Origin of the sequence: Marinobacter sp. MIT932201 (assembly GCF_047123295.1) — a bacterium.
Lineage (GTDB): Bacteria > Pseudomonadota > Gammaproteobacteria > Pseudomonadales > Oleiphilaceae > Marinobacter > Marinobacter salsuginis.
This window is the reverse complement of the sequence record NZ_CP138917.1, coordinates 579,157-599,451: the sequence shown is the minus strand read 5'-3', so window position 1 is coordinate 599,451 and position 20,295 is coordinate 579,157. Positions and strand designations below refer to the sequence as shown.

Here is a 20,295-nt window from a genome sequence, read left to right as displayed (position 1 = left end):
TTCAGTAAAACAGCTGGGTGAACGAGAAACCGATATTGAGGTAGGCCGTCCAATTGTCCTCGTTGTTGTAGGCGGCGGCCAGTTGTACCGGACCTAGGAAGGTATCCACACCGGCAAACACACTGGAGGATTTAACCGAGCTGTCCCAGCTGGCAGCATCCAGCGAAGACCAGGCATTGCCCGCCTCGAATCCGGCACCCACAAACCAGGGCAGAAGTGGCCCACCAAACGTCTGGCTGGCATAGGCGGAGACCATCAGGGCATTGTCTCCGGTAATTTCGCCGGGCGCGTACGCCGACAAGCGGCGAAAACCTCCCAGGCGAACCGCGTTTTCAATGCCTGGCGTACCCTTGGTTACCGCATGGGCATACACCAGCCCGGTCAACGTCAGCCCCTTCCAACTCTCGGTACCCAACGCCAGACCGGTTACCGAATCGAATTCCCGGTCGGATCCCAGACCCTCTCGCTCAAAACGCCCCCGAAGGCCGGCGAAGGCACCGGCCCGCGGGAAAAAGGTATCGTCCAGCGAATCATGAACCAGTTGCAGGGCCATTCCACCCTGATGCACGGACCCCTCCGGGGCCACCCGCTGGCCGATCTGCTCATCCACCGTGGCATAGCCCCGGGCATAGATCAGCCGGATCTCGGCATTGCCGCCGATTTCCATACCCAGAGCCAGATCCGCTTTTCGGAAGGTCACGTCCACCTCTGCTATTCGCGTGCCCGAGGCGTCGAACTGGCTGAAGGTATCCCGGGAATATTCGCCACCGAGCACCAGGAATCGTTCATAGCCGTAATCCAGGGGCTGATACCACTGAGTGCGGAGCCAGGGTTCGGTGCCGAGCTGAACACCGGTCTGCCACTCCCCACCCAGCGCGTTCAACTCGGTCATGCGAAGCGACGAGGCCAGATTGAAACGGGTTTCACCGTCGAAGTTATCCTCATAGTTAAGCCCGAAAGACAGATAGTTCGGCCCCCAGCTTTTTTCCTGGACACGGATGCTCAGAACCGTACCGTCGGGCGACGAGGACGTGGAGTACGACACGATTTCGTAGTAGCCGAGGCCATAGATTCGTTTGAGATCGGCCTCCAGCTGCGCGGTATTCAGGGGCTCGCCGGTTCTCTGTCGGATTCGCTCTTTGAGAAAGTCGCGAGCCAGCCGACGACTGTCTTCGATCTCGATGCGTGAAATAATCTCTACGCCGGCGTCCTGCGCCGCTATGCTATCTCGCCAGGCTGCCCACGCCTTGCGGGAGACGGATAATGGCCGCAATTCGACCCCATGCTCCCTGGCGGTGCTGGCACCCAGCTCAAACAGTACCGGCGCATCGTAGAAATCGGCAGAGGTGTAACCTTCCAGGTCCGGTCGTATCAGAACATCACCTTCAGCCAGCAAATCCAGCTGCTGATCGGTGTTTCGTCGGGTCATGATGGTTGTGAGCTGACCGACCACGGAAAAGGCGCCCCGCAGTTCGTCGGTCTGCATCAGGCTGTCGGTAATATCTATGGCGATGATGACGTCAGCGCCCATTTCCCGTGCAACGCTGACTGGCAGGTTATTGGCGACGCCACCGTCCACCAGCAGCTGGCCATTACGCTCCACTGGCGAATAAACGCCTGGAATGCTCATGCTGGCCCGAATGGCCTCGGACAGGTTGCCCTCACCGATAACCACCTGCTCGCCGGTTTCCAGGTCCGTGGCAACGGCCCGGAATGGAATGGGAAGCCGGTCAAAATCCTCAACCAGGGCAGCGTTGCGCGTCAACTCGTTGAGGATGAACCCGAGGTTCTGGCCGGCGATCAGCCCACCACCGACATGCAGGCCATCGGCGCGAACACCAATTCCCGGTACCACCGGAAACCGCCAGTCATCCTGCTTTCGCCGAACCGGTTTGTAGACTCGACCAGGGTCGTCTCGAAAGCTGGAAAGCCAGTCCATCTCGATAAAGCGCTGCTCGATGTCACTGACCGGCATACCACTGGCATAAAGGGCGCCCACCGCAGAACCGGCACTGGTGCCTACCACAAGGTCAACGGGAATCCGCATTTCCTCCAGCACCCTGAGCACGCCCACATGGGCCATCCCCTTGGCGCCACCGCCGCTGAGCACCAGCCCCACCCGGGGCCGTTCCTCAGCCGGCGCCAATGGTGCCAGAAGAAGCAGGATCGCGGTCAGTAGCCAGGGCGCAATCGTTGCCCAACGGTTGCGCCGATTCACAGCTGGCTCATTTCCGCTCGGGGGAATCGTCGTCCGCCAGCGAGAGATGGGACACATCGGGTACCACAGGCGGGGGCAGATCACGGTCTACGCCCAGGTCACTGCCGGGCGGCGCCAGACTCCACTCGTCCAGATGCTGGAACATGGGAGGTTCCACTTCGGTACTCTCTGCCAGGGTGACTCCGACCGGATCCAGGCTCAGGCCGGAGCCGGTGAGAATGGTATCCACCTTTTCGCCCGCCACCGGCAGGCGATCACCGGGTTCGGTTTCGGGGACTCCACCGCGCTTTGCTTCCGTCGACGGAGCTACAGACTCCTGTTGCTGATTGGGCTGGTCCGCCGGCGCCGCAGGTCTGGGCTTGGGTGCAGTATTGGAGGCAGGGCGGGCGTCAGCCATCGGCTGGACGTAAGCAACCATGCCGTGCTTCCTCAGAACCGCACGGTACTTTTCGGCCTGAACCTCTTCCAGCTTGTTACGAATAACCACCGGCTGACCACTGAACATACGGTCGACCTGCTCAAGCGAGGCCTTGAACAGCGTGCGGGCGTTATTGCGCGCGGTTTCCAGATCCGTTCCGGGAACGCATTCCCCTTTAAAGACAAGCTGAAACATGCGTTTTCCTCTTAACGTCCTTCTTTTTTACATCATAGTTGATCGTGTCGCGCACAGGGAGCCCGAGCCCCCCTCCATCACTGTATCGAGAGTGCAAACAATTGAAAAATTTATGTCACATATCACGCAAAATGCGACAGACTCTGCAATAATCATCAGTAACCAAACTTTACACTTGGTTACAGACTGACCGGATTGTCACCAGGGAGTGGCCTCCAATGACTATAAAACATTCGCTTCGCCTCGTCGTCGCAGCCCTGTTGCTGTCGGCACCTCTCGCTCATGGTGAAAACCTCGACGTGCTCATGAGCCGGGTGTTCCCGGAAGCCCAGGCGACTTATATCGGTTACGAGAGCGTTGAACGACAGGATATCCCTGCCAGCGCCGCGGTTGACCGGAAGTACCTGATTGTCGATTTCCGACTGGCGTCGAATGAGATGGAATCGGAACAACTTCAGGCCAGTGTACACAAGGTCTGCATGACCCTGCTCAAGGACCGCGAGCTGATCCGACAGCTGTCGGATTCCGGCTATGACATGGTCTCTGTCGCTTTCGATCGTCGTTCGCAGTTCGACTGCCTCTGAGGCGCCCGGTAGCTCATTCTTCCCGGCCGAGCAGTTTCGGGAAGGCTTCCAGGGCGTTGTTGACCGCATCCAGGTTGAACGCTTCAACGTCCGCCAGCAGCTTTTCCCCGTATCGTGTCACCGACCTTGAGCGGAACCGCTGGCCCCAGGCCAGCACCCGTCGGGCAAAGTCTTTCATCTGTTCCGGATCGCCACTTTCCCTGACGGACTCCCACTCATCACCGAAGTCAGCCGCCAGCTGTTCTCTGAGCCAACCCCGTTCCTGCATGCTGAGGGTCTGGGCCAGCAGTCGTTCGGACTCCTTCGGCGCTCCCTCGTCTTCCGCCTGCTCCACCGTCGCTTCTACCCGTGGCAGCGTTACCGTAAAGACCGACCCTGTACCCGGTTCACTCTCCACCTCCAGCTCCCCGCCCATCATCCGGGCCAGTTTCCGGCTGATGGCCAATCCGAGACCGGTACCACCATAGCGCCGGGTATTCTGCCCCTCCTGCTGCTCAAAGGCATCAAAGATCCGGTCAACCTGGTCCGGTGGAATGCCAATACCGGTATCGCTGACCGTGACCACCAGTTTGTAGAACTGGCGTTCCGGGGCCTCTGTGCTCTGTTCCACGCTGTCGGATCGTTTTTTGAGCGGCTTCGCGGTGGCTCGAACCGTCACACCACCATCATGGGTAAACTTGATCGCATTGCCGACCAGGTTGAACAGGACCTGCCGAAGACGGGTCTCGTCCAGCATCATGGCAGCGGGCATACGTGAGTCGACACTCACTTCCAGAGTGATGCCCTGCTCGCGGGCCCGCAGATCGAAGATATGGCGAACATCGTCCAGGAGACGACGCACCGACACCGCCGAATAGTCGAGCCTCATCTTTCCTGCTTCGATCCGGGACAGGTCCAGAATGTCATTGATCAGCATCAGCAGGCTCCGGCTTCCCGCCCGGATAGCATCCAGGTAGTTCCGTTGCTGCGGGTCGGTAACACTGTTGCTGAGCAGATCGCTGTAGCCAATCACCGCGTTCATCGGCGTGCGGATTTCGTGGGACATGTTGGCCAGGAACTCACTCTTTGCCAGGCTGGCCGCCTCCGCTTCCCGGGCCAGTCGTTCGGCTTCCAGTTTGGCGGCGCGCAGTTCGTCTTCGCTCCGGCGCAGAGCATTCTCGGAACGGATACGCTCATCCACCTCCCGTGAAAGTTTCCGGTTCCAATACAGGAAAATCAGCACCACCAGAATGGCAATCAGCACCACCCGCCGAACCACGGTGTAATCCGTTTCCTGCTCGATATCCAGGTGGATCCAGCGATTGTAGATGGACTCTGTTTCGCTGGCCTCGAGACTGCCCAGCGCCTTGTTCAGCACCCGGTGGAGTTCCGGACTGTCCTTGCGCACGGCCAGCCTCAAATCGTACTGGTAGGGCGTGATACTCGTGATTCTGAGATTCGACAACCCCAGCCTTGCAACGGTGTAACTGACCGCCGGAATGTGAGTAACCATGACGTCCAGATCGCCATTGGACAGCGCCAGAAGACCTTCCTCCACGCTATCCATCGGATACAGGTCCAGGTTTGGATGGTTAATCAGCAGATAGTCATGGGCTGCATGCCGGTTCACCACACCCACCCGTTCGCTACGGAGTTCGCGAAGGTCCCCGATAAAGCGTCCGTCATCCCGGATGGCCAGAGCAATGGGCACTGTGAGGTAGGCCCGGGTGAACAAAAAGGCGTCTTCCGTCCGCGGTGTTCGGGACAATCCCGGGAGTATATCCACTTCACCTGATCGGAGCTGTTCTTCAGCCTCCATGCGGCTCCCCGCCACTGCACGGGTAAACCGGACATTCAGCTCGGTTTCGAGCCGTGTCAGCAGGTCCGGAACCAGGCCGGTAGGCCTGCCATCCTGGGTATATTCAAACGGGGGCCAGTCCGAGCGGAAAGCGACTTTCAGATCAGGGTGGCGCTTGAGCCAGTCGATGTCCGATTCGGAAAGCTCCAGCCCGCTTCGCTCCATCGCCGGCTGATCTGCCTGAAGCCAGGACTGGCGGATAGTTCGATGCTCATTATGACTGATCGCAGCAATGGCTTTGTTCAGCACCTGATAAAGACGATCCCGATCAGTATCCACCTGCAGCACCACATCCACCGGGCTGCTATCGAGCAGGACCGACAGACCAATGCCGTTCACCATGGCCGACTGCAAGTAATCGGAAACCAATGGCACTGGCGCGAGAAAGGCGTCAGCCTGCCCCGAAAGAATCCGCCCGACGGCTTCGCTGACATTGCCAACCGGAACCGGCGTGAACTCTTCAACCGGATCCAGCATGGGGTACTGATTGGGGTCACCGGAGATCACGGCAACCCGGCTGCCTTCCAGATCGGCCAGGGTTCGAATGGCAGCATCGCCAGCACTGACGAACAGGCCGTAAGTGAGCGACATCAACGGATCTGTAAAACGTTTTCCGGGCACCACTGGCATTCCGGGCATCCTGGTGGTCAGAACCGCATCGGTTGCCAGCTCGCTCTGAACCGGGCCGGTTTCCTGCACGGATCCCAGAACGACAGGCTCCATGGAGACACCAAGCTTATCCGACAGCCGGGCGAGGTAATCAATGTAAGTTCCGGCCAGGACACCGTTACCGGTATCAAAAACCAGCGGAACCTGGTCACTCCGCAGGCCAATGCGAAACCGCTCCTGCTCTTCCAGCCAGGTCAGCTCCTCTGTGCCCAGAACTGGTGCGGGCGACACTTGCGGCGGTTCCGCCCGCACCGGGGATTGAAACAGCGCCAACAGGCAGCATAGTACAAAGGCAAGGGTAACCTTCACTGGATATCCTTAGGGGTTCCGCTACATTTCAGGGAACAATACCTGCAAACGCCATTGATTTCATTCAAGCAAACGGCCAACGGGAGACGAATTCCATGGATACCAGCAAACACACCCTAAGCACTCTGTTCGAACAACTTGGCTTGGCGTCTGACGCCAAAAGCATTGAGGATTTCGTCGCCAAATACTCACCCCTGCCAAGCGAGGTCGCCATCCAGGACGCCCCAATCTGGTCCGAAAGCCAGTCTCACTTCCTTGAAGAGGGGCTAGAGGAAGACAGTGACTGGGCAGAGGTTATCGATGAACTGGACGCGATGATGCGTCACTGACCGGCGGCACTTTTGCCGATCATGACCTGATCGCGGCCCGCGTCCTTGGCCTGATAGAGGGCGCGGTCTGCTCGGTCAAACACTGATTCCTCGGTATCGCCGGCAACGAACCCGGCCAGACCGGCAGAGAAGGTCACGCTCACCGGTTCGCCCCGGAAATGGAACGGCAGCTTGCGGACATGCTCCCGCAATTTATCTACGACCACGCTGGCGTCTGCCGGCTCGGTTTCCGGAAACAGCACCACGAACTCCTCGCCGCCAAACCGGGCCACAAAGTCTGTGGTGCGTAATCGCTCCCTGACCTCCCGCGCCACCAGTTGCAATACCCGGTCTCCAGCCTTATGGCCGTAGGAGTCGTTGATCCGTTTGAACAGATCAATATCCAGCACACCCACGGTCAGCGGATGGCTGTACCGTTGCCAGCGGTTGTACTCGAATGAGAGGCGTTCCTGCCAGGCTTCGCGATTGGGTAACTCGGTGAGCAGATCGGTCATGGCGCGCAATCGCTCCTTGCGTACCTGCTCCTGCATCTGCTCGGAATGGGCCTCCATGGCCGCCACCTTTTCCTGCATCGCCTCAAGCTGCTCGGAGAGCGCACGCTCGCGCTCTGACTCCTGGGTTCGAAAGCGACCGACGGCCTGACCGATGGATTCAAGGTGACGGCTGACCGACTGTTTGAGATCCTGCAGATCATCACTTTCCTGCAACCGCTGACCTACCCGCTCGATTTCCTCACGGATTTCCCGATCCAAATGCTCGGAGGCATCCAGCCGACCGGACTGGGCCGAAGACTGGGCAGAGAAGTGCTCCCTTAGCAGCTCCAGTCGTTCATCCAGGCGCTTGAGGAAGGCCTCGAATTCACGCTTACTGCGGGTAACGGCGGCTATCACCAGCTCTGCCACCTGGTTCAGGCCTTCCCGCAGCTCATCCCAATCATTACTGGCCAGCAGAGACTGCTGCAGAGCGCGAGCCCGTGACTCGGCTGCGGGCTCCAGAGAGACCTGGGTCAGCATCTGACCCAACAGCTGGCCTACCCGGCGGGCAATGCGCAATCGCTGGGCATTGTCCTCGATATCCCGGGCATTGCCCGGCACTGCCTCAGCCTGTTCAGGGCTCTCGGGCTGAGATTCGGGGACCGTCTGTTGTTGCTGCTGCTGTGGCTCTGGCTCCCGGGCCTTGCGGGTGAAAAAGGAAGGCTTCCTGTCGTTGGCCGTCTGACGCTCGTCGAGCAGGGCGACCTGACGGTCAATCTGATCCTGCAATTCCTTCCAGGCTTCCACATCCACCCGGTTCTTCCGCAGGTCCTTGCGAATTCGCACCAACAGGCGGTCCAATTCCGGCGTTTGGCCTTCCGATGCCAGACTGGTTCGAACCAACATGCGCTCAAGGGTATTACGCTCGGCCTTCCACTGCTTTTCCCGGTTTTCTGCAGACTCGAGTTCCCGAAGGTATTTATCCTTCCAGGACTGATCCGATGCCATGAAGCGCTCCCGCTTATCCTTGCTGTACTGTTGATGTTTGAAAACGCCTGAACTGCCTGTTGCCGGTTTCAGGAACTCTCGTCACTGGTCTTGCCATGATACTTATCGCGACGCGCCCTGGGGTGACTCTGGTCATAAACCCGTGCCAAATGTTGAAAATCAAGATGAGTATAGACCTGGGTTGTGGCAATGTCGGCGTGCCCCAGTAACTCTTGTACGGCCCGCAGGTCGCCACTGGATTCAAGCATGTGGCTGGCAAAGGAGTGTCGCAGCATGTGGGGATGGAGTTTCTGGTCGGCACCGCGGCTGATCCCCCAGCGGCTCAGGCGGGCCTGGATACTGCGGTGGCTGAGCCTCTCGCCCCGCTGGCTGACAAACAACGCGGCTTCACCGTCACTGGCCAGCGCGGCTCTGTGCTGCAGCCAGGCCTGAATGGCGGCAATTGCCTTATGCCCCACGGGCAGCAGCCGCTCCTTGCCGCCCTTACCCAGCACACGGACTTCTCCACCGCGCAGATCGACGGTATCGAGGTCCAGGCTTGCCAGCTCCGCCAGCCGCAGCCCAGAGGAGTACATCAGCTCGAACATGCACAGGTCGCGGACCTCCAGAGGGTCGTCCGGTTGACAGTCAAGCAGATGATGCAGTTGATCCACGTCTGCCACTCGAGGCAAGCGCCGACCACTCTTGGGGGCACGGATATCCAGCGCCGGATTATCCGAGGCAAGTTTCTCCCTGAGCAGGAACTGGTAAAAACGTCGGGTCGCGGAAAGGTGCCGGGCAATGCTCCGGCCTGACAGACCCTCCCGGCTGAGCGTTGCCACATAGCGGCGCAGATCGTGATTGGTCACCCGGTGCCAGGCGGTTAACCCGCTCTGGCTCAGCCAGCTTGCCAGACGTTGCAGATCGCGCTGGTAGCTTTCGCAGGTTCTGGGGGAATGACGTTTTTCAGAAGCCAGATGCCGGATAAATTCCGTCAGCGGCCCGACAAGCTCCTGGGGCACCGAAGGACGCTCCGGAACCGCTGACACCTTAGCGGGACTCCGTCGCCATATCGGTGACCGGCGCAGCCATGGTGTGGCGCTGCACCATGGGGGGCAGGAGGCGGCTGAGCGTATCACTGATGTAACTCAGAAACAGCGATCCCATGCTCTGGTCAAAATAGCCCGGCTGGCAGCTGCCGACCGCAAACACACCTACCAGCTCATCATGTCTGAGCGGTACCAGCGCCACGGAGGCAATCGGTTCTTCCCGGTCCGGGAACAGAAACTCCCGCTCGCTCTCACGGAACTGGCCGCATACGGCCCTCTCGCCTTCCAGCAGGCTACCCAGTCGCTCACGGGCCACGGAGGGACTCACCACATGCAATGCACCCTGGGAGGCCTCGGGCAGTTCGACATCGGTGAACAACAGTACGGAGGCAGCGTCGAGGCCGAAATCGCCGCGGATGCTGTCGTCAATGGCCGAGGCCATGTCGTTGAGGGTCCGCGCCTCAATCACCTGCATCAGTAAGCGCTTGCTCTTCTCGAACAACCGGTCATTGTGGCGGGCGATGGACACCAGCTCCACCAGCTCCCTGCGCAGAGTGTCCCGTTGCTCCCGAAACAGATGCACCTGGCGCTCCACAAGGGAAATCGCCCGACCACTGTCGTGTGGCAGGGTAAGACTGCGCAGCAGTTCGTCCTGATCAATAAAGAAATCGGGGTTGGCTCGCAGGTAGTCCGCCACCTCTTCCCGCGTGAGCTCACCGGCCTTCTGTCGGGCCGTTTGTTCTGTCATGGAGTACTCCTGGCTGTCAGGATCTTTGTTTATGGGGGCGACCGCTCCTGCGGCGGCGACCACCAGATTCACCCGGCAGCCTCAACTGCCCCTCAAATACACTGGTTGCAGGCCCTTCCATCATAACAGGGGACCCCTCACCCTGCCATTCGATGACCAGCTTGCCACCCCTCAACTCCACCTCCACGCGGGAGTCCAACAGACCACGCAAGCAGCCGGCAACAACCGCTGCACAGGCGCCGCTGCCACAGGCCAGGGTCTCGCCGGAGCCCCGCTCAAATACCCGGAGGCGAGCATGAGTGCGGTCGAGGATCTGCAAGAACCCTATATTGGCCCTGGCCGGGAATCGGGGATGGCGCTCGAGCTTGGGCCCCAGCGTTTCCACCGGCGCCTGTTCCACATCCTCAACCAGCAATACGCCATGGGGATTACCCATAGACAGGGCGCTCAGTTCCACTGTCTGGCCATCGACATCCACGGTGTAGACGTCCTTGCGGCGGTCGGCGGCAAACGGAATCGCCGGCGGATTGAACTCGGGCACACCCATGTTAACCATGACCATGCCTTCGCGCCCCACGCGAAGCTCAATCACGCCTTTCGCGGTCTGAACCCGGATGACTTTTTTATTGGTCAGGCGCTGGTCGCGAACGAATCGCGCGAAACACCGGGCCCCATTGCCGCACTGCTCCACCTCGGATCCGTCCGCATTGAAAATTCGATAACGGAAATCAACATCCGGCAGACCAGGCGGCTCCACCACCAGCAGCTGGTCGAAGCCAATCCCGAAATTCCGGTTGGCGAGTTCCCGGATCATCTCCGGCCGCAGACGGAACGGCTGGCTGATGGCATCCACCACCATAAAATCGTTGCCCAGCCCATGCATCTTGGTGAACCGAAGCGTGGGGCCCTGATTCCGGCGTTGCTGTGTCATCTCCTCGCCCCCGCTCATTCAGGAAGGCAGCTCTCGGGTGCGAGCTGGTCTTCGAGAGTTTCACGGCGACGAACCACATGCACCTGGTCGCCATCGACCATCAGTTCCGGCGGCCGGTTCCGCGTGTTGTAATTGGAACTCATGACGAAGCCGTAGGCACCGGCAGAGCGAACTGCCAGCAGATCCCCCGCCTGGAGGCGCAGATGACGATCCTTGCCCAGGAAGTCGCCGGTTTCACACACCGGGCCGACCAGATCCCAGGCCTTTTCCTCGCCTTCCTGATGCGGCCTGACCGGAATGATCGCCTGCCAGGCGCTGTACAGAGCCGGACGAATCAGATCATTCATCGCGGCATCAATGATGGCAAAGTTCCGATGCTCGGTGCACTTCAGGAACTCGACCCTGGTCAACAGAATGCCGGCATTGGCGGCAATGGAACGGCCCGGCTCGAGAATCAGCTCCAGCCTCCGGTCACCCAGGCGCTCGGCCAACGCTTTCACATAGTCCGATGGCTGCGGCGGCTGCTCCTGATTGTAGGTAACACCCAGGCCACCGCCCATATCCAGATGATGGATGTGAATGCCCTGCTCCGCCAGGGAATCAATCAGGGCCAGCACACGATCAAGGGCGTCCAGGAACGGTGACACACTGGTCAACTGGGAACCAATGTGGCAGTCAACTCCCTTCACTTCGAGATTCGGCATACCGGCGGCACGGGCATACACCTGTGGGGCTTCGGCAATGTCGATGCCGAACTTGTTCTCTTTCAGACCCGTAGAAATATAGGGATGGGTACCGGCATCAACATCCGGGTTCACCCTCAGAGAAACCGGCGCCTTCACGCCGAGCTCGCCCGCCACGGCATTGAGCCGGTCCAGTTCGGTGTCGGATTCGACATTGAAACAGCGCACGCCCACCTCGAGCGCCCGCTTCATTTCCCACTCCTGTTTGCCGACGCCGGAGAAGACCACCCGGGATGGGTCGCCACCGGCTTTCAACACCCGCTCCAGCTCACCGGCCGAAACAATATCGAAGCCGGCACCGAGCCGGGCCAGAACATTCAGCACGGCCAGATTGCTGTTGGCTTTTACCGCGTAGCACACCAGATGCGGATGATCCCGAAGGGCATCGTCGTAGGCCCGATAGTGCCGTTCGAGCGTCGCGCGGGAGTAGACATAAGCCGGAGTGCCAAAACGATCGGCAATGGCAGAGACAGGGACATCCTCGGCGTAGAGCTCGCCGTCGCGGTAGTTGAAATGATCCATGAGTTTCCTGATTCGTTGTACGGGGTCGGGAGGCCGGCGTGCTACTCGCGGTTTTCTTCCCTGTCTGACGGGTCCTGGGCGGAGTCCACCCCGGAATCAGCAGATGCGGTCTGACTGTCACGGTACAACGGACCTTTCTGGCCGCAACCGCTCACAATCAGAGCCAGCATCAGCACCATGATCGGCAGAGTCCACGCTCGCATATCGGCTTCCTACCCCTGAGTTCACTATGGACGCAGTATACCTGACACCCGCCCCGGGCCGCGAGGTCAGCGCGCGTTTGCAAGGTGCCGGTTCAAAGAGTCCTCAAGTACAGACCGGTAGTAGAGGTACTGACTGGTCTGGATGTCCTGCTGATACACCCGTGGGTCGAGGTCGTGAGGCAAATGGACGTCGGTCAGGTACACCGGGTAAACCTCGCCACTCTGGCGCAGGGAGCGGATGTAGTGGGCCACCGCCGGAATCAGTTGGTCACCATATTCCTGTACGCTGAATTCCTGGTCACCGCAAAAGATGTCGAAGCGCAGCCGACTGTCCCCCTCATGGATACCCACGGCCTGAACCTCAAACCCGGGCAGGGGTACGCCCGAATCCGATTCGGGACGGTATTCGGCGCGCCAGGTCCCGTCACGCCGGATAATTTCGTAACACTGAACGCCTGCAACTACTCCGGCCGAGTCGGTGTGGCGCAGCAGCCGCCGCTCAATCAGGTTATCCAGAAACCGCAGAACCGGTACTAGAAGGTGCCGGCGGCTGGTCACCGCCTGCTCCCAGCTGAACACCGAACCCAGCTCATCAACCACCCAGAGCCGCGCCCGTTCGCCCATAATCCGGTAGAACACCTGGATATTATCCGGTTCGCTGGCCAGGCAAACCGCCCGCAGGGCCGGCTCCTCCTGCAGCGCATAGCGATCGAACACCACCGGCAGGTAGCGTTCCTGGGGCATTGCCAGGTGCTCCATCAGCGCTTCAAAACTCTCCAGGGCCACGAATCCCGGCTCCAGGCCATTGAACTGGAGCAGGAAGTAGCGTCGATCCATCTCGATGACATAACGCAGCGGATGCGGGCCGGCACCGCCAGCGAAGAAGGGTCTGAGCACATCGGCAAACAGTTCCTGAACCCGGCGGGCAATCGCAGAGCCGTGGCCCCGGTTGTGACAGTGCACCTGAACGCCGGGCAGTTCAGCCGGATTTGCTGCCACCGAGGCGAGGATATTCTTCAGGCACTGGATCAGGGTATCGCCGGCCGCGTAGTGTTGCAGACTCACCTCGTGCCAGCTGTTGAAGGTGATCTGGTCGATACTGATCACCAGATTCTCACGACCACCGCTGAAACCGAGAGAATCATGTCGTGAGCTGAGCTTGTGGAGCCCCTTTTCCGTGAGGTGCGCCTGGGGATCGACACCCACGTTCACCAGCAGCAGGTTTCTCAGGGGGCGAACACCCCGGGACAGCGCCTCCCGCTCGGCCGGCGGAACCGGAAACGGCAGGAACGCGGAGAGCGCATCCAGCATTTCCCGCAATTCGCTGACCGAGGCAATGCTGGTTCCCGAACGCACGTTCAGTCGCGTCGACCTTGTCAGCAGACCATTGCAGTAGCACCAGACCATCAGCTCCGCCAGATTACCCGAGCGACGAATAACAGGTTGCCAGAACGCATCGGCCGGATCTTCCAGATCCCGATACAGGAGCCAGCCATTGGAATCGCCACCCTGCTCCGATTGATGATGGAACGCCAGGTTTTCCTCGGCCAGTGAAGGGGCCAGTCCGGGGTTGATCTGCTCAATTTTGCCGGCTTTGCGCTGAAATGCCGCATAGAGTTTGCGGCCCAAGAGGTTGATATCGTTGGCGCTGATGGCGGCACGCTGGCCATGCTCCCTGGCCATTTTCGACAGCAACCGGTAACTATGAGTCAATTCGTTGACAATGGTTCGGCGCAAGGTGGTGACATCCTCCGCCCGCCAGCGCTGACGCTCGTCCAGCTCTGACAGCGTACTCTCGGACCAGCCCCAATCTGTCACTAGCTGGCGCAACAGGCGAGCGCGCCACTGCTCCCCTGAAGCCTCGGACCGGGTCAGCGGCAAACCGGCTTTCAGGTACAGGCTCCGACGGATCAGGTCCAGTCTCGAGGCCACTTCTGGCCCGGCAAGCCAGCCTTCAAGGCGGCTGTAAAGCATGACGTAAGGGTCGAGGCTGTCGGCATCGGTCTCTCCCCGGAACACGGCGCGCTTGAACTCGGCGGACAACAAGACCTCGCCGGTGGTGTGCGCGTAGCATTCGATCAGAAGCAGCTTGAGGATCGACTTCCAGGGCGCGTCAATTCCCTTGTACAGCTGCCAGACACCGGCACCAAGAAATTCTGCCTCGGGGATCCCCGGTACCGGGCCAAAATCGATGTAATCCTCGGCGCGCACAAACCGGAAATCGACCAGCTTGCGCATGCAGTCGTCGTAGTTTTGCTCCTGTTCCGGGGGAATCAGCCACCACATGGGCCACGCGCCGGCCAGATGGATGCTGGTCCGGTAGAACTCATCCAGAAGCAGGAAATGCTGGGCGCTGCCACAGTTCTCGCCGGTTACTTCTGCCCGCTGTCGGCCGGCCCGCCAGTCCGAGGCACAGAAAACGAAAACATGCAGTTCCACACCAAACGATTCGGCCCAGCGGGTCAGCTTGGTGGCCTTGCGTTCAAGACAGCGGATGCCCCGCTCCGGCAAATCGCTGCGGTGGCAGAGCCAGACATCGAGATCACTGGCCACGGAGTGGCCCAGGGTTCCCGGGCTGCCCATCAGGAATACGGCATCCAGATCCGGCTTGCGCTTGCCCTCATCCTTCAGCGAAAAGGTTCGGGCCAGCCGCCGCGCCGCATTGATCGTAGCCGGCGAAGGTTTGTAATTACTGAAACCATAAGGGCAATCGCTGTCCAGATAACCGGGCAATGCGGGATGGTTGAGATGAAACGCCAGGGGCAGAATCTCCAGCACCATTTGCTGGCGATAGGACAACGCCGAATGGGCGCGATTCCAGCGCTGCTGATTGACCAGTAGAAACCGGTCCTTCAGACGACGGAGGGTCTTGCGATCTATTCCCTCCTCAAAGTCGAGGGAAATCGGGGCAACATGGGCGGTCAAGGCGGCTCCGCAGAGAGGTTCTTTTCAGCATCAGTATGAGTATGATGTCGGCATCGTGGCAAAACCTTTAGAAAAATAAAAGCTGGAGAACGCGCGAGGCTCATCCGCTGTGAAAGAATTCATCATCCGCCGCTACCGTTCGGAACAGTCCCCGGCGTCTGAGCGCCAGACTGTTTTACGCATCGACGATGAAGGCAAAGTGCTGTTCGCCGACCATCAGGCCGAGGCGGTTCTCGGCTATGACGCCAGCGAACTGGAGGGACAGCCGGTGCACCGCATACTGGCATCACGCCAGGACGACCCCTTCGCACCCGCCAACCGCCATCGAATCGAGAGAGGCCAGAATGTTCTGGTGACCTTCCGGCACAAGGAGGGCTTTTTCTATACCGCCAGCCTGACCCTGCGGCTCGACATGCGAGACTCCGACAAGGCGGCCAGCGCCACGATAACTCTGTGCGACAGCTCCAACAGGGATTCCCGGCTGTTGCGCATCGCCGAGAGCAGTGCCGGTTTCGGGATCTGGGAACTGGACACCCGAAGCAATGAGATGACCTGGACCGAGGGTATGTTCCAGCTTCTGGAACTGAGACCTGGCGCCGAGATCACCCCCGAGCAGGCGCTGTTCTACTGCCAGACCGGACAGCCCCGGGTGCGAGCCATGTTCCGTCGCTGCCTCCGAACGGGAGAGGCGTTTTCCCTCGATCTTGATATCGTCACCTCGCGGCAGAACCAGCGGCGGGTGACGCTCAGTTGTCGGGCACTGAAGCAGGGTGGCAGGATTCCCCGGCTCGGCGGCACCCTGGTGGACCGGACCGCCGACATGCAACTCGACAAAGCCCGCCAGCATGCGAACACCATGCTCGCAGCCACCACCAGCGCCACCCCGGATCTGGTTGTTGCCGTCGATGCTTCATTCAACCTGCTCCATTTCAATACTCCCTGGGCCAGGCAGTTTTACGAGACCTTCGGCCGGCACCCCGAAGTGGGCGATAATCTGAGCGACCTTCTGAACGAATTCCCGAACGAACGAAGGCTGATGGAGCGGCTCTGGCACCGGGCCTTCGAACGCGACAGCTTTGTGGTTGAGATGCCCATGGCCCAGCAATCCCGTGAGTTGCCGGTGCATGAATTCCACTACCAGCGTCTGACCAACGACCAGGGCGACGTCACCGGCGCCGTGCACGTGGCCCGTCGCATAGAACCGAAGCTGAATCATGCCTCCAGCGAGGAATACCGGATACGCCACGATCCGGTTACCGGCCTGATGAACCGCAAGGCATTCATCGCCCGATTGCTGAGAACCCTGGAGCAGAAGACCCATCGGGAATCCTGCGACAGTCTGCTCTACCTGGATCTTGACGAATTCGAGCGTTTCAACGATCTGGCCGGCAGCGGAACCTGTGACCGCTATCTCCGGGAACTGGCCGGCAACCTGGGCGTACGGGTTCGACAACGAGACGCCCTCGCCCGGCTTGCCGGCGACACCTTCGCACTTCTGATCGAGAATTGTCCGGAAGCGCGGGCCCGCAAGATTGCCCAGGAAACCCTCAATCTGATCGGCGACTTTGTTTTCGACTGGCAGGGGCACAAGCTCCAGACCACCGCTTCAGGGGGTCTTCTGATTCTGGACAGGGACCTTCCCGGAGACCCGGAGCAGCTTCTGAGCCAGGCCGCCGATCTGTGCCATACCGCCAAGACATCCGGGCGAAACCGGGTGCACGCCGCCAGGGCCATTGCCCGACAGACCGACGAATCAACTGCCAGCAAACGGGTCGAGCAGATCCGCGACGCGCTGGATAATCACAACCTGATTCTTGAATACCAGGCAATGCGACCGGTGGCCAGCCCCACCTGGGGCGACCATATTGAGATCCTTTGCCGGATTCCGACGACCGCAGACAATGAAGCAGCACTGAAGCCCGACGACTTCCTGCCGATCGCGGAACGTTTTGACCTGGCCAAACGACTGGATCGCCAGGTGATCCGACAAACCCTGGATTGGCTGGGCAATCAGCCGTTGCTGGAACCACGCTTGAAGTACTGCGGCTTCAACCTGTCCCTGGCCAGCGTTCTGGACGATACCTTCGCTGACTTTATGACCGATGTGCTCAGTGAATCAGCGTTTGACCCCGGCTGTTTCTGCCTGGAAATCAGGGAAGCCCATGCCACCCAGTACCCCGATGACGTGGCCGTTCTGTGCGACGCATTGCATCGGGCCGGTTTCCGTGTCGCCCTGGACGGCGCCGGTGCGTCGGTTGAAAGCTATAGCCTGGCCGCCAGATTGCCGGTGGACATCATCAAACTGGACCGGAGGATGGTTCAGCAGCTGGAGGAGGACCCGGTGCAACAGGTGATGCTTGAAGCCCTGCACCGGATTGCCGAGGCCGCCGGCAAAATCACCGTGGCCACCTTTATCGAGAGCGACGACGCCCTGCGCAAGGTCCGGACCCTGGGCATACATTACGGGCAGGGGTACCGGCTGTTCCGCCCACAACCGCTTGACGAACTAACCCCCGCGGCCGTAGACCTGACAACGGGGCGAATCGGCGGCTAGCCGCTCCGCCCCGGGGAAACGCTTCAGCCCAGTTGAGCGCGGGCTCTACCGACCGCCGCGCGTACCTGGTCCGGGGCAGTGCCACCCAGATGGTCACGGGCCTGGACCGAGCCTTCCAGGGTGAGCACATCAAAGACATCAGCACCAATGTGATCAGAGAACTGCTGCAGCTCTTCGAGGGCCATATCAGACAGATCCCGGCCTTCAGCCACCCCGAACGCCACAGACTTGCCAACGATTTCATGGGCGTCCCGGAAGGGCACGCCTTTCTTCACCAGGTAATCCGCCAGATCGGTAGCGGTCGAGAAACCGCGCTTGGCCGCCACTCGCATGTTGTCGGCCTTGGAGCGAATGGCCGGAATCATGTCGGCGTAGGCTTTCAGGCAACCCTTGATGGTATCCACGGTATCAAACAGGGGCTCCTTGTCTTCCTGGTTGTCCTTGTTGTAGGCCAGGGGCTGGCTCTTCATCAAGGTCAGCAGACTGATCAGATGGCCGTTAACGCGACCGGTCTTGCCCCGGACCAGTTCCGGAACATCCGGGTTCTTTTTCTGGGGCATGATGGACGAGCCGGTGCAGAAGCGATCGGGCAGATCAATGAAATCGAACTGGGCGGAAGTCCAGAGCACCAATTCCTCGCTGAACCGTGACAGATGCGTCATCAGCAGCGCCGCAAAGCTACAGAACTCGATGGCGAAATCCCGGTCGCTGACGGAGTCCAGGCTGTTCTCGGTGGGCCGGTCAAAGCCAAGCAGCCGGGCAGTCATTGCCCGATCAATTGGATAGGTGGTGCCAGCCAGCGCAGCCGCGCCAAGGGGCATTACGTTCACCCGCTTGCGACAGTCCTGCAGGCGCTCGGCATCCCGCACCAACATTTCATACCAGGCGAGCAGGTGATGCCCGAAGGTCACCGGCTGGGCAGTCTGCAGATGGGTGAAGCCGGGCATGATGGTGTCCGCCTCGCGCTCGGCCAGGTCCAGCAGACCTGTTTGCAGGCGTTTCAGTTCCTCGGCGATGACATCGATTTCGTCCCGCAGGTACAGACGGATGTCGGTGGCCACCTGATCGTTGCGGCTGCGGCCGGTGTGGAGTTTCTTGCCGGTGATGCCAATACGGTCGGTAAGGCGTGCCTCGATGTTCATGTGCACGTCTTCCAGACTCACGGACCACTGGAAATTGCCGGCCTCGATATCTGCCTTGACCCCTTTCAGGCCCTCGATGATCTGGTCCCGCTCCTCATTGGTGAGCACGCCAACCTCGGCCAGCATGGTGGCATGGGCAATGGAGCCGGTGATGTCGTGATGGTACAGGCGCTGGTCAAATCCCACTGATGCGGTAAATTTTTCAACGAAAGCATCGGTGGGTTCACTGAAGCGTCCGCCCCAGGGTTTTTCAGAGCTTGTGGTCTGGTCAGACTTTTTCTGATCCGTCATGGTCTATCTTTCCTGCTGACAGCCCGGCATCATCTGGCGGGAACTGGGTACATTGAACATGGCGGGAGTATACCATTCTGACCCGGGTAAAGGAGACACCCCGTAACGGGGACAAAGGTGTGACAGAGAGCGAGTTCTTCGTTCCGGACCTGTGCCGGGTGAGGGCCGTGTTTCTGTTGCTGGTCACCAGTGAACTGCTGGTTCTGGTGCTCGCCATCGTGCAGGCAGAGCGGGGCTGGATCGACTGGAATTACTTCGGGCTGTTGTCGCTGTTCGTGCAGTGGACCACCCTCACCAGTGCTGCCCTGATCTGCCTCCTGCGCGCACGGCTTGCGCGGATGTCCGTCTCTGGGGCGACCACCACCATTGTTGCCATTGTTTTGCTGGATGTGCTGGCGTTCAGCCTGTTTGCCGACAGCGTACTGCACCCTCAGGATGGCGTGGCCGTGTGGCAGGGCGTGGCCAAAAAAATGCTGTTGGCACTACTGATCGTGCTCATGGTGCTGCGTTATTTTTACCTGCAGCACCAGTGGCAACAGCAGCGTGAAGCGGAAATGCAGGCGCATCTGGCATCTCTTCAGGCCCGCATTCAGCCCCATTTCCTGTTCAACAGCATGAATACCATTGCCAGCCTGATTGCCACCAACCCGGAACGGGCGGAAGAGGCGGTCCTGGATCTGTCGGAACTGTTTCGCGCCAGCCTCCGCACCGGCGACCAGCTGATCCCGCTGTCCAGGGAACTGGCACTGTGCCAACGCTACCTGGCCATCGAGGCACTGCGCCTGGGCGACCGCCTGAGGCTGGAGTGGCAAATTGAAGGGGGTCTGGAGCAACAGGCCATTCCCCCACTCACGCTGCAGCCCTTGGTGGAAAACGCCATCTACCACGGCATTCAACCCCGGCCGGAAGGTGGCACCGTGCGAATTGAAGCCCAGGCCAAAGGCGAGTTTGTCTATTTGCTGGTACAGAATCCCAAGCCGGACCAGAATAACCGGCAACACGAAGGCAACCGAATGGCGCTGGCGAATATACAGTCCCGGCTGCGGGCGCTGTTCGGCGAACCGGCGGTGTTGAAACACAGCCACCAGAACGACGTGTATACCGTTACCCTGAGATTGCCCCGGCAAAAGGCCGGCGAACAGAAAGCCCCAAAGACATGAGTTCATGA

16 protein-coding genes and 1 pseudogene are annotated in these 20,295 nt (G+C 60.0%); 5 read left to right on the top strand and 12 right to left on the bottom strand.

Annotated features, from left to right (window positions below; translation table 11 throughout):
* Position 1 precedes the first annotated feature (1 nt).
* Both SIC15_RS02710 and SIC15_RS02705 read right to left on the bottom strand, forming a co-directional pair.
* Complete coding sequence (locus SIC15_RS02710; RefSeq protein ID WP_412537583.1) at positions 2-2,083, bottom strand: patatin-like phospholipase family protein; 2,082 nt, start codon at positions 2,081-2,083, stop codon at positions 2-4.
* A gap of 142 nt (positions 2,084-2,225) precedes the next feature.
* Positions 2,226-2,831, bottom strand: a complete 606-nt coding sequence (locus tag SIC15_RS02705) for a hypothetical protein (RefSeq protein ID WP_136630839.1) — start codon at positions 2,829-2,831, stop codon at positions 2,226-2,228.
* Between the two features lie 218 nt (positions 2,832-3,049).
* Between SIC15_RS02705 and SIC15_RS02700 the strand changes: the two genes are divergently transcribed.
* Positions 3,050-3,415, top strand: coding sequence for a hypothetical protein (locus tag SIC15_RS02700; protein ID WP_136630840.1), 366 nt, complete (start codon positions 3,050-3,052; stop codon positions 3,413-3,415).
* Between the two features lie 13 nt (positions 3,416-3,428).
* Here SIC15_RS02700 and SIC15_RS02695 read toward each other — a convergent pair whose 3' ends face one another.
* A complete protein-coding gene (locus SIC15_RS02695; RefSeq protein ID WP_412537032.1) occupies positions 3,429-6,230 on the bottom strand; it encodes an ATP-binding protein in 2,802 nt (933 codons plus the stop codon).
* Between the two features lie 95 nt (positions 6,231-6,325).
* Here SIC15_RS02695 and SIC15_RS02690 point away from each other — a divergent pair, with 95 nt between their 5' ends.
* Positions 6,326-6,559 carry a DUF2789 domain-containing protein gene (locus SIC15_RS02690; RefSeq protein ID WP_069184830.1) on the top strand — a complete coding sequence of 78 codons (234 nt, stop codon included), beginning with the start codon at positions 6,326-6,328 and terminating at the stop codon, positions 6,557-6,559.
* On the opposite strand, the gene SIC15_RS02685 is transcribed toward SIC15_RS02690, so the two are convergent.
* The 8 genes from SIC15_RS02685 to SIC15_RS02650 all read right to left on the bottom strand — a co-directional run bounded on the left by SIC15_RS02685 (position 6,553) and on the right by SIC15_RS02650 (position 15,427).
* On the bottom strand, positions 6,553-8,040 hold the full coding sequence (locus SIC15_RS02685; RefSeq protein WP_136630842.1) for a GGDEF domain-containing protein: 1,488 nt from the start codon (positions 8,038-8,040) through the stop codon (positions 6,553-6,555). The two genes, SIC15_RS02690 and SIC15_RS02685, sit on opposite strands and share 7 nt — an antisense overlap.
* A gap of 68 nt (positions 8,041-8,108) precedes the next feature.
* A complete protein-coding gene (xerC, locus tag SIC15_RS02680) occupies positions 8,109-9,041 on the bottom strand; it encodes a tyrosine recombinase XerC (protein ID WP_136630868.1) in 933 nt (310 codons plus the stop codon).
* 28 nt (positions 9,042-9,069) lie between these two features.
* Positions 9,070-9,816, bottom strand: coding sequence for a DUF484 family protein (locus SIC15_RS02675; protein WP_069184736.1), 747 nt, complete (start codon positions 9,814-9,816; stop codon positions 9,070-9,072).
* A 16-nt stretch (positions 9,817-9,832) separates the two neighbouring features.
* Positions 9,833-10,747: a diaminopimelate epimerase gene (dapF, locus tag SIC15_RS02670; protein ID WP_136630843.1), complete on the bottom strand. Its 915-nt coding sequence runs from the start codon at positions 10,745-10,747 to the stop codon at positions 9,833-9,835.
* Positions 10,748-10,761: 14 nt separating this feature from the next.
* Entirely contained in the window at positions 10,762-12,012 is a 1,251-nt protein-coding gene (gene lysA / locus SIC15_RS02665; RefSeq protein ID WP_412537031.1) for a diaminopimelate decarboxylase, read from the bottom strand.
* 41 nt (positions 12,013-12,053) lie between these two features.
* A complete protein-coding gene (gene lptM, locus SIC15_RS02660; protein ID WP_412537030.1) occupies positions 12,054-12,215 on the bottom strand; it encodes an LPS translocon maturation chaperone LptM in 162 nt (53 codons plus the stop codon).
* Positions 12,216-12,281: 66 nt separating this feature from the next.
* Complete coding sequence (locus SIC15_RS02655) at positions 12,282-15,140, bottom strand: class I adenylate cyclase (RefSeq protein ID WP_412537029.1); 2,859 nt, start codon at positions 15,138-15,140, stop codon at positions 12,282-12,284.
* Between the two features lie 122 nt (positions 15,141-15,262).
* Entirely contained in the window at positions 15,263-15,427 is a 165-nt protein-coding gene (locus tag SIC15_RS02650) for a flagellar protein FlhE (RefSeq protein WP_412537582.1), read from the bottom strand.
* Here SIC15_RS02650 and SIC15_RS02645 point away from each other — a divergent pair.
* Positions 15,376-16,803 (top strand): annotated as a pseudogene (locus SIC15_RS02645) (diguanylate cyclase domain-containing protein); the annotation flags it as partial. The gene SIC15_RS02650 and the pseudogene SIC15_RS02645 sit on opposite strands and share 52 nt — an antisense overlap.
* Before the next feature lie 165 nt (positions 16,804-16,968).
* On the top strand, positions 16,969-17,694 hold the full coding sequence (locus SIC15_RS02640; RefSeq protein WP_412537581.1) for an EAL domain-containing protein: 726 nt from the start codon (positions 16,969-16,971) through the stop codon (positions 17,692-17,694).
* A gap of 23 nt (positions 17,695-17,717) precedes the next feature.
* On the opposite strand, the gene argH is transcribed toward SIC15_RS02640, so the two are convergent.
* On the bottom strand, positions 17,718-19,127 hold the full coding sequence (gene argH / locus SIC15_RS02635; protein WP_412537028.1) for an argininosuccinate lyase: 1,410 nt from the start codon (positions 19,125-19,127) through the stop codon (positions 17,718-17,720).
* Positions 19,128-19,246: 119 nt separating this feature from the next.
* Between argH and SIC15_RS02630 the strand changes: the two genes are divergently transcribed.
* Positions 19,247-20,287 carry a sensor histidine kinase gene (locus tag SIC15_RS02630; protein ID WP_412537027.1) on the top strand — a complete coding sequence of 347 codons (1,041 nt, stop codon included), beginning with the start codon at positions 19,247-19,249 and terminating at the stop codon, positions 20,285-20,287.
* The last annotated feature ends 8 nt before the right edge of the window (positions 20,288-20,295 follow it).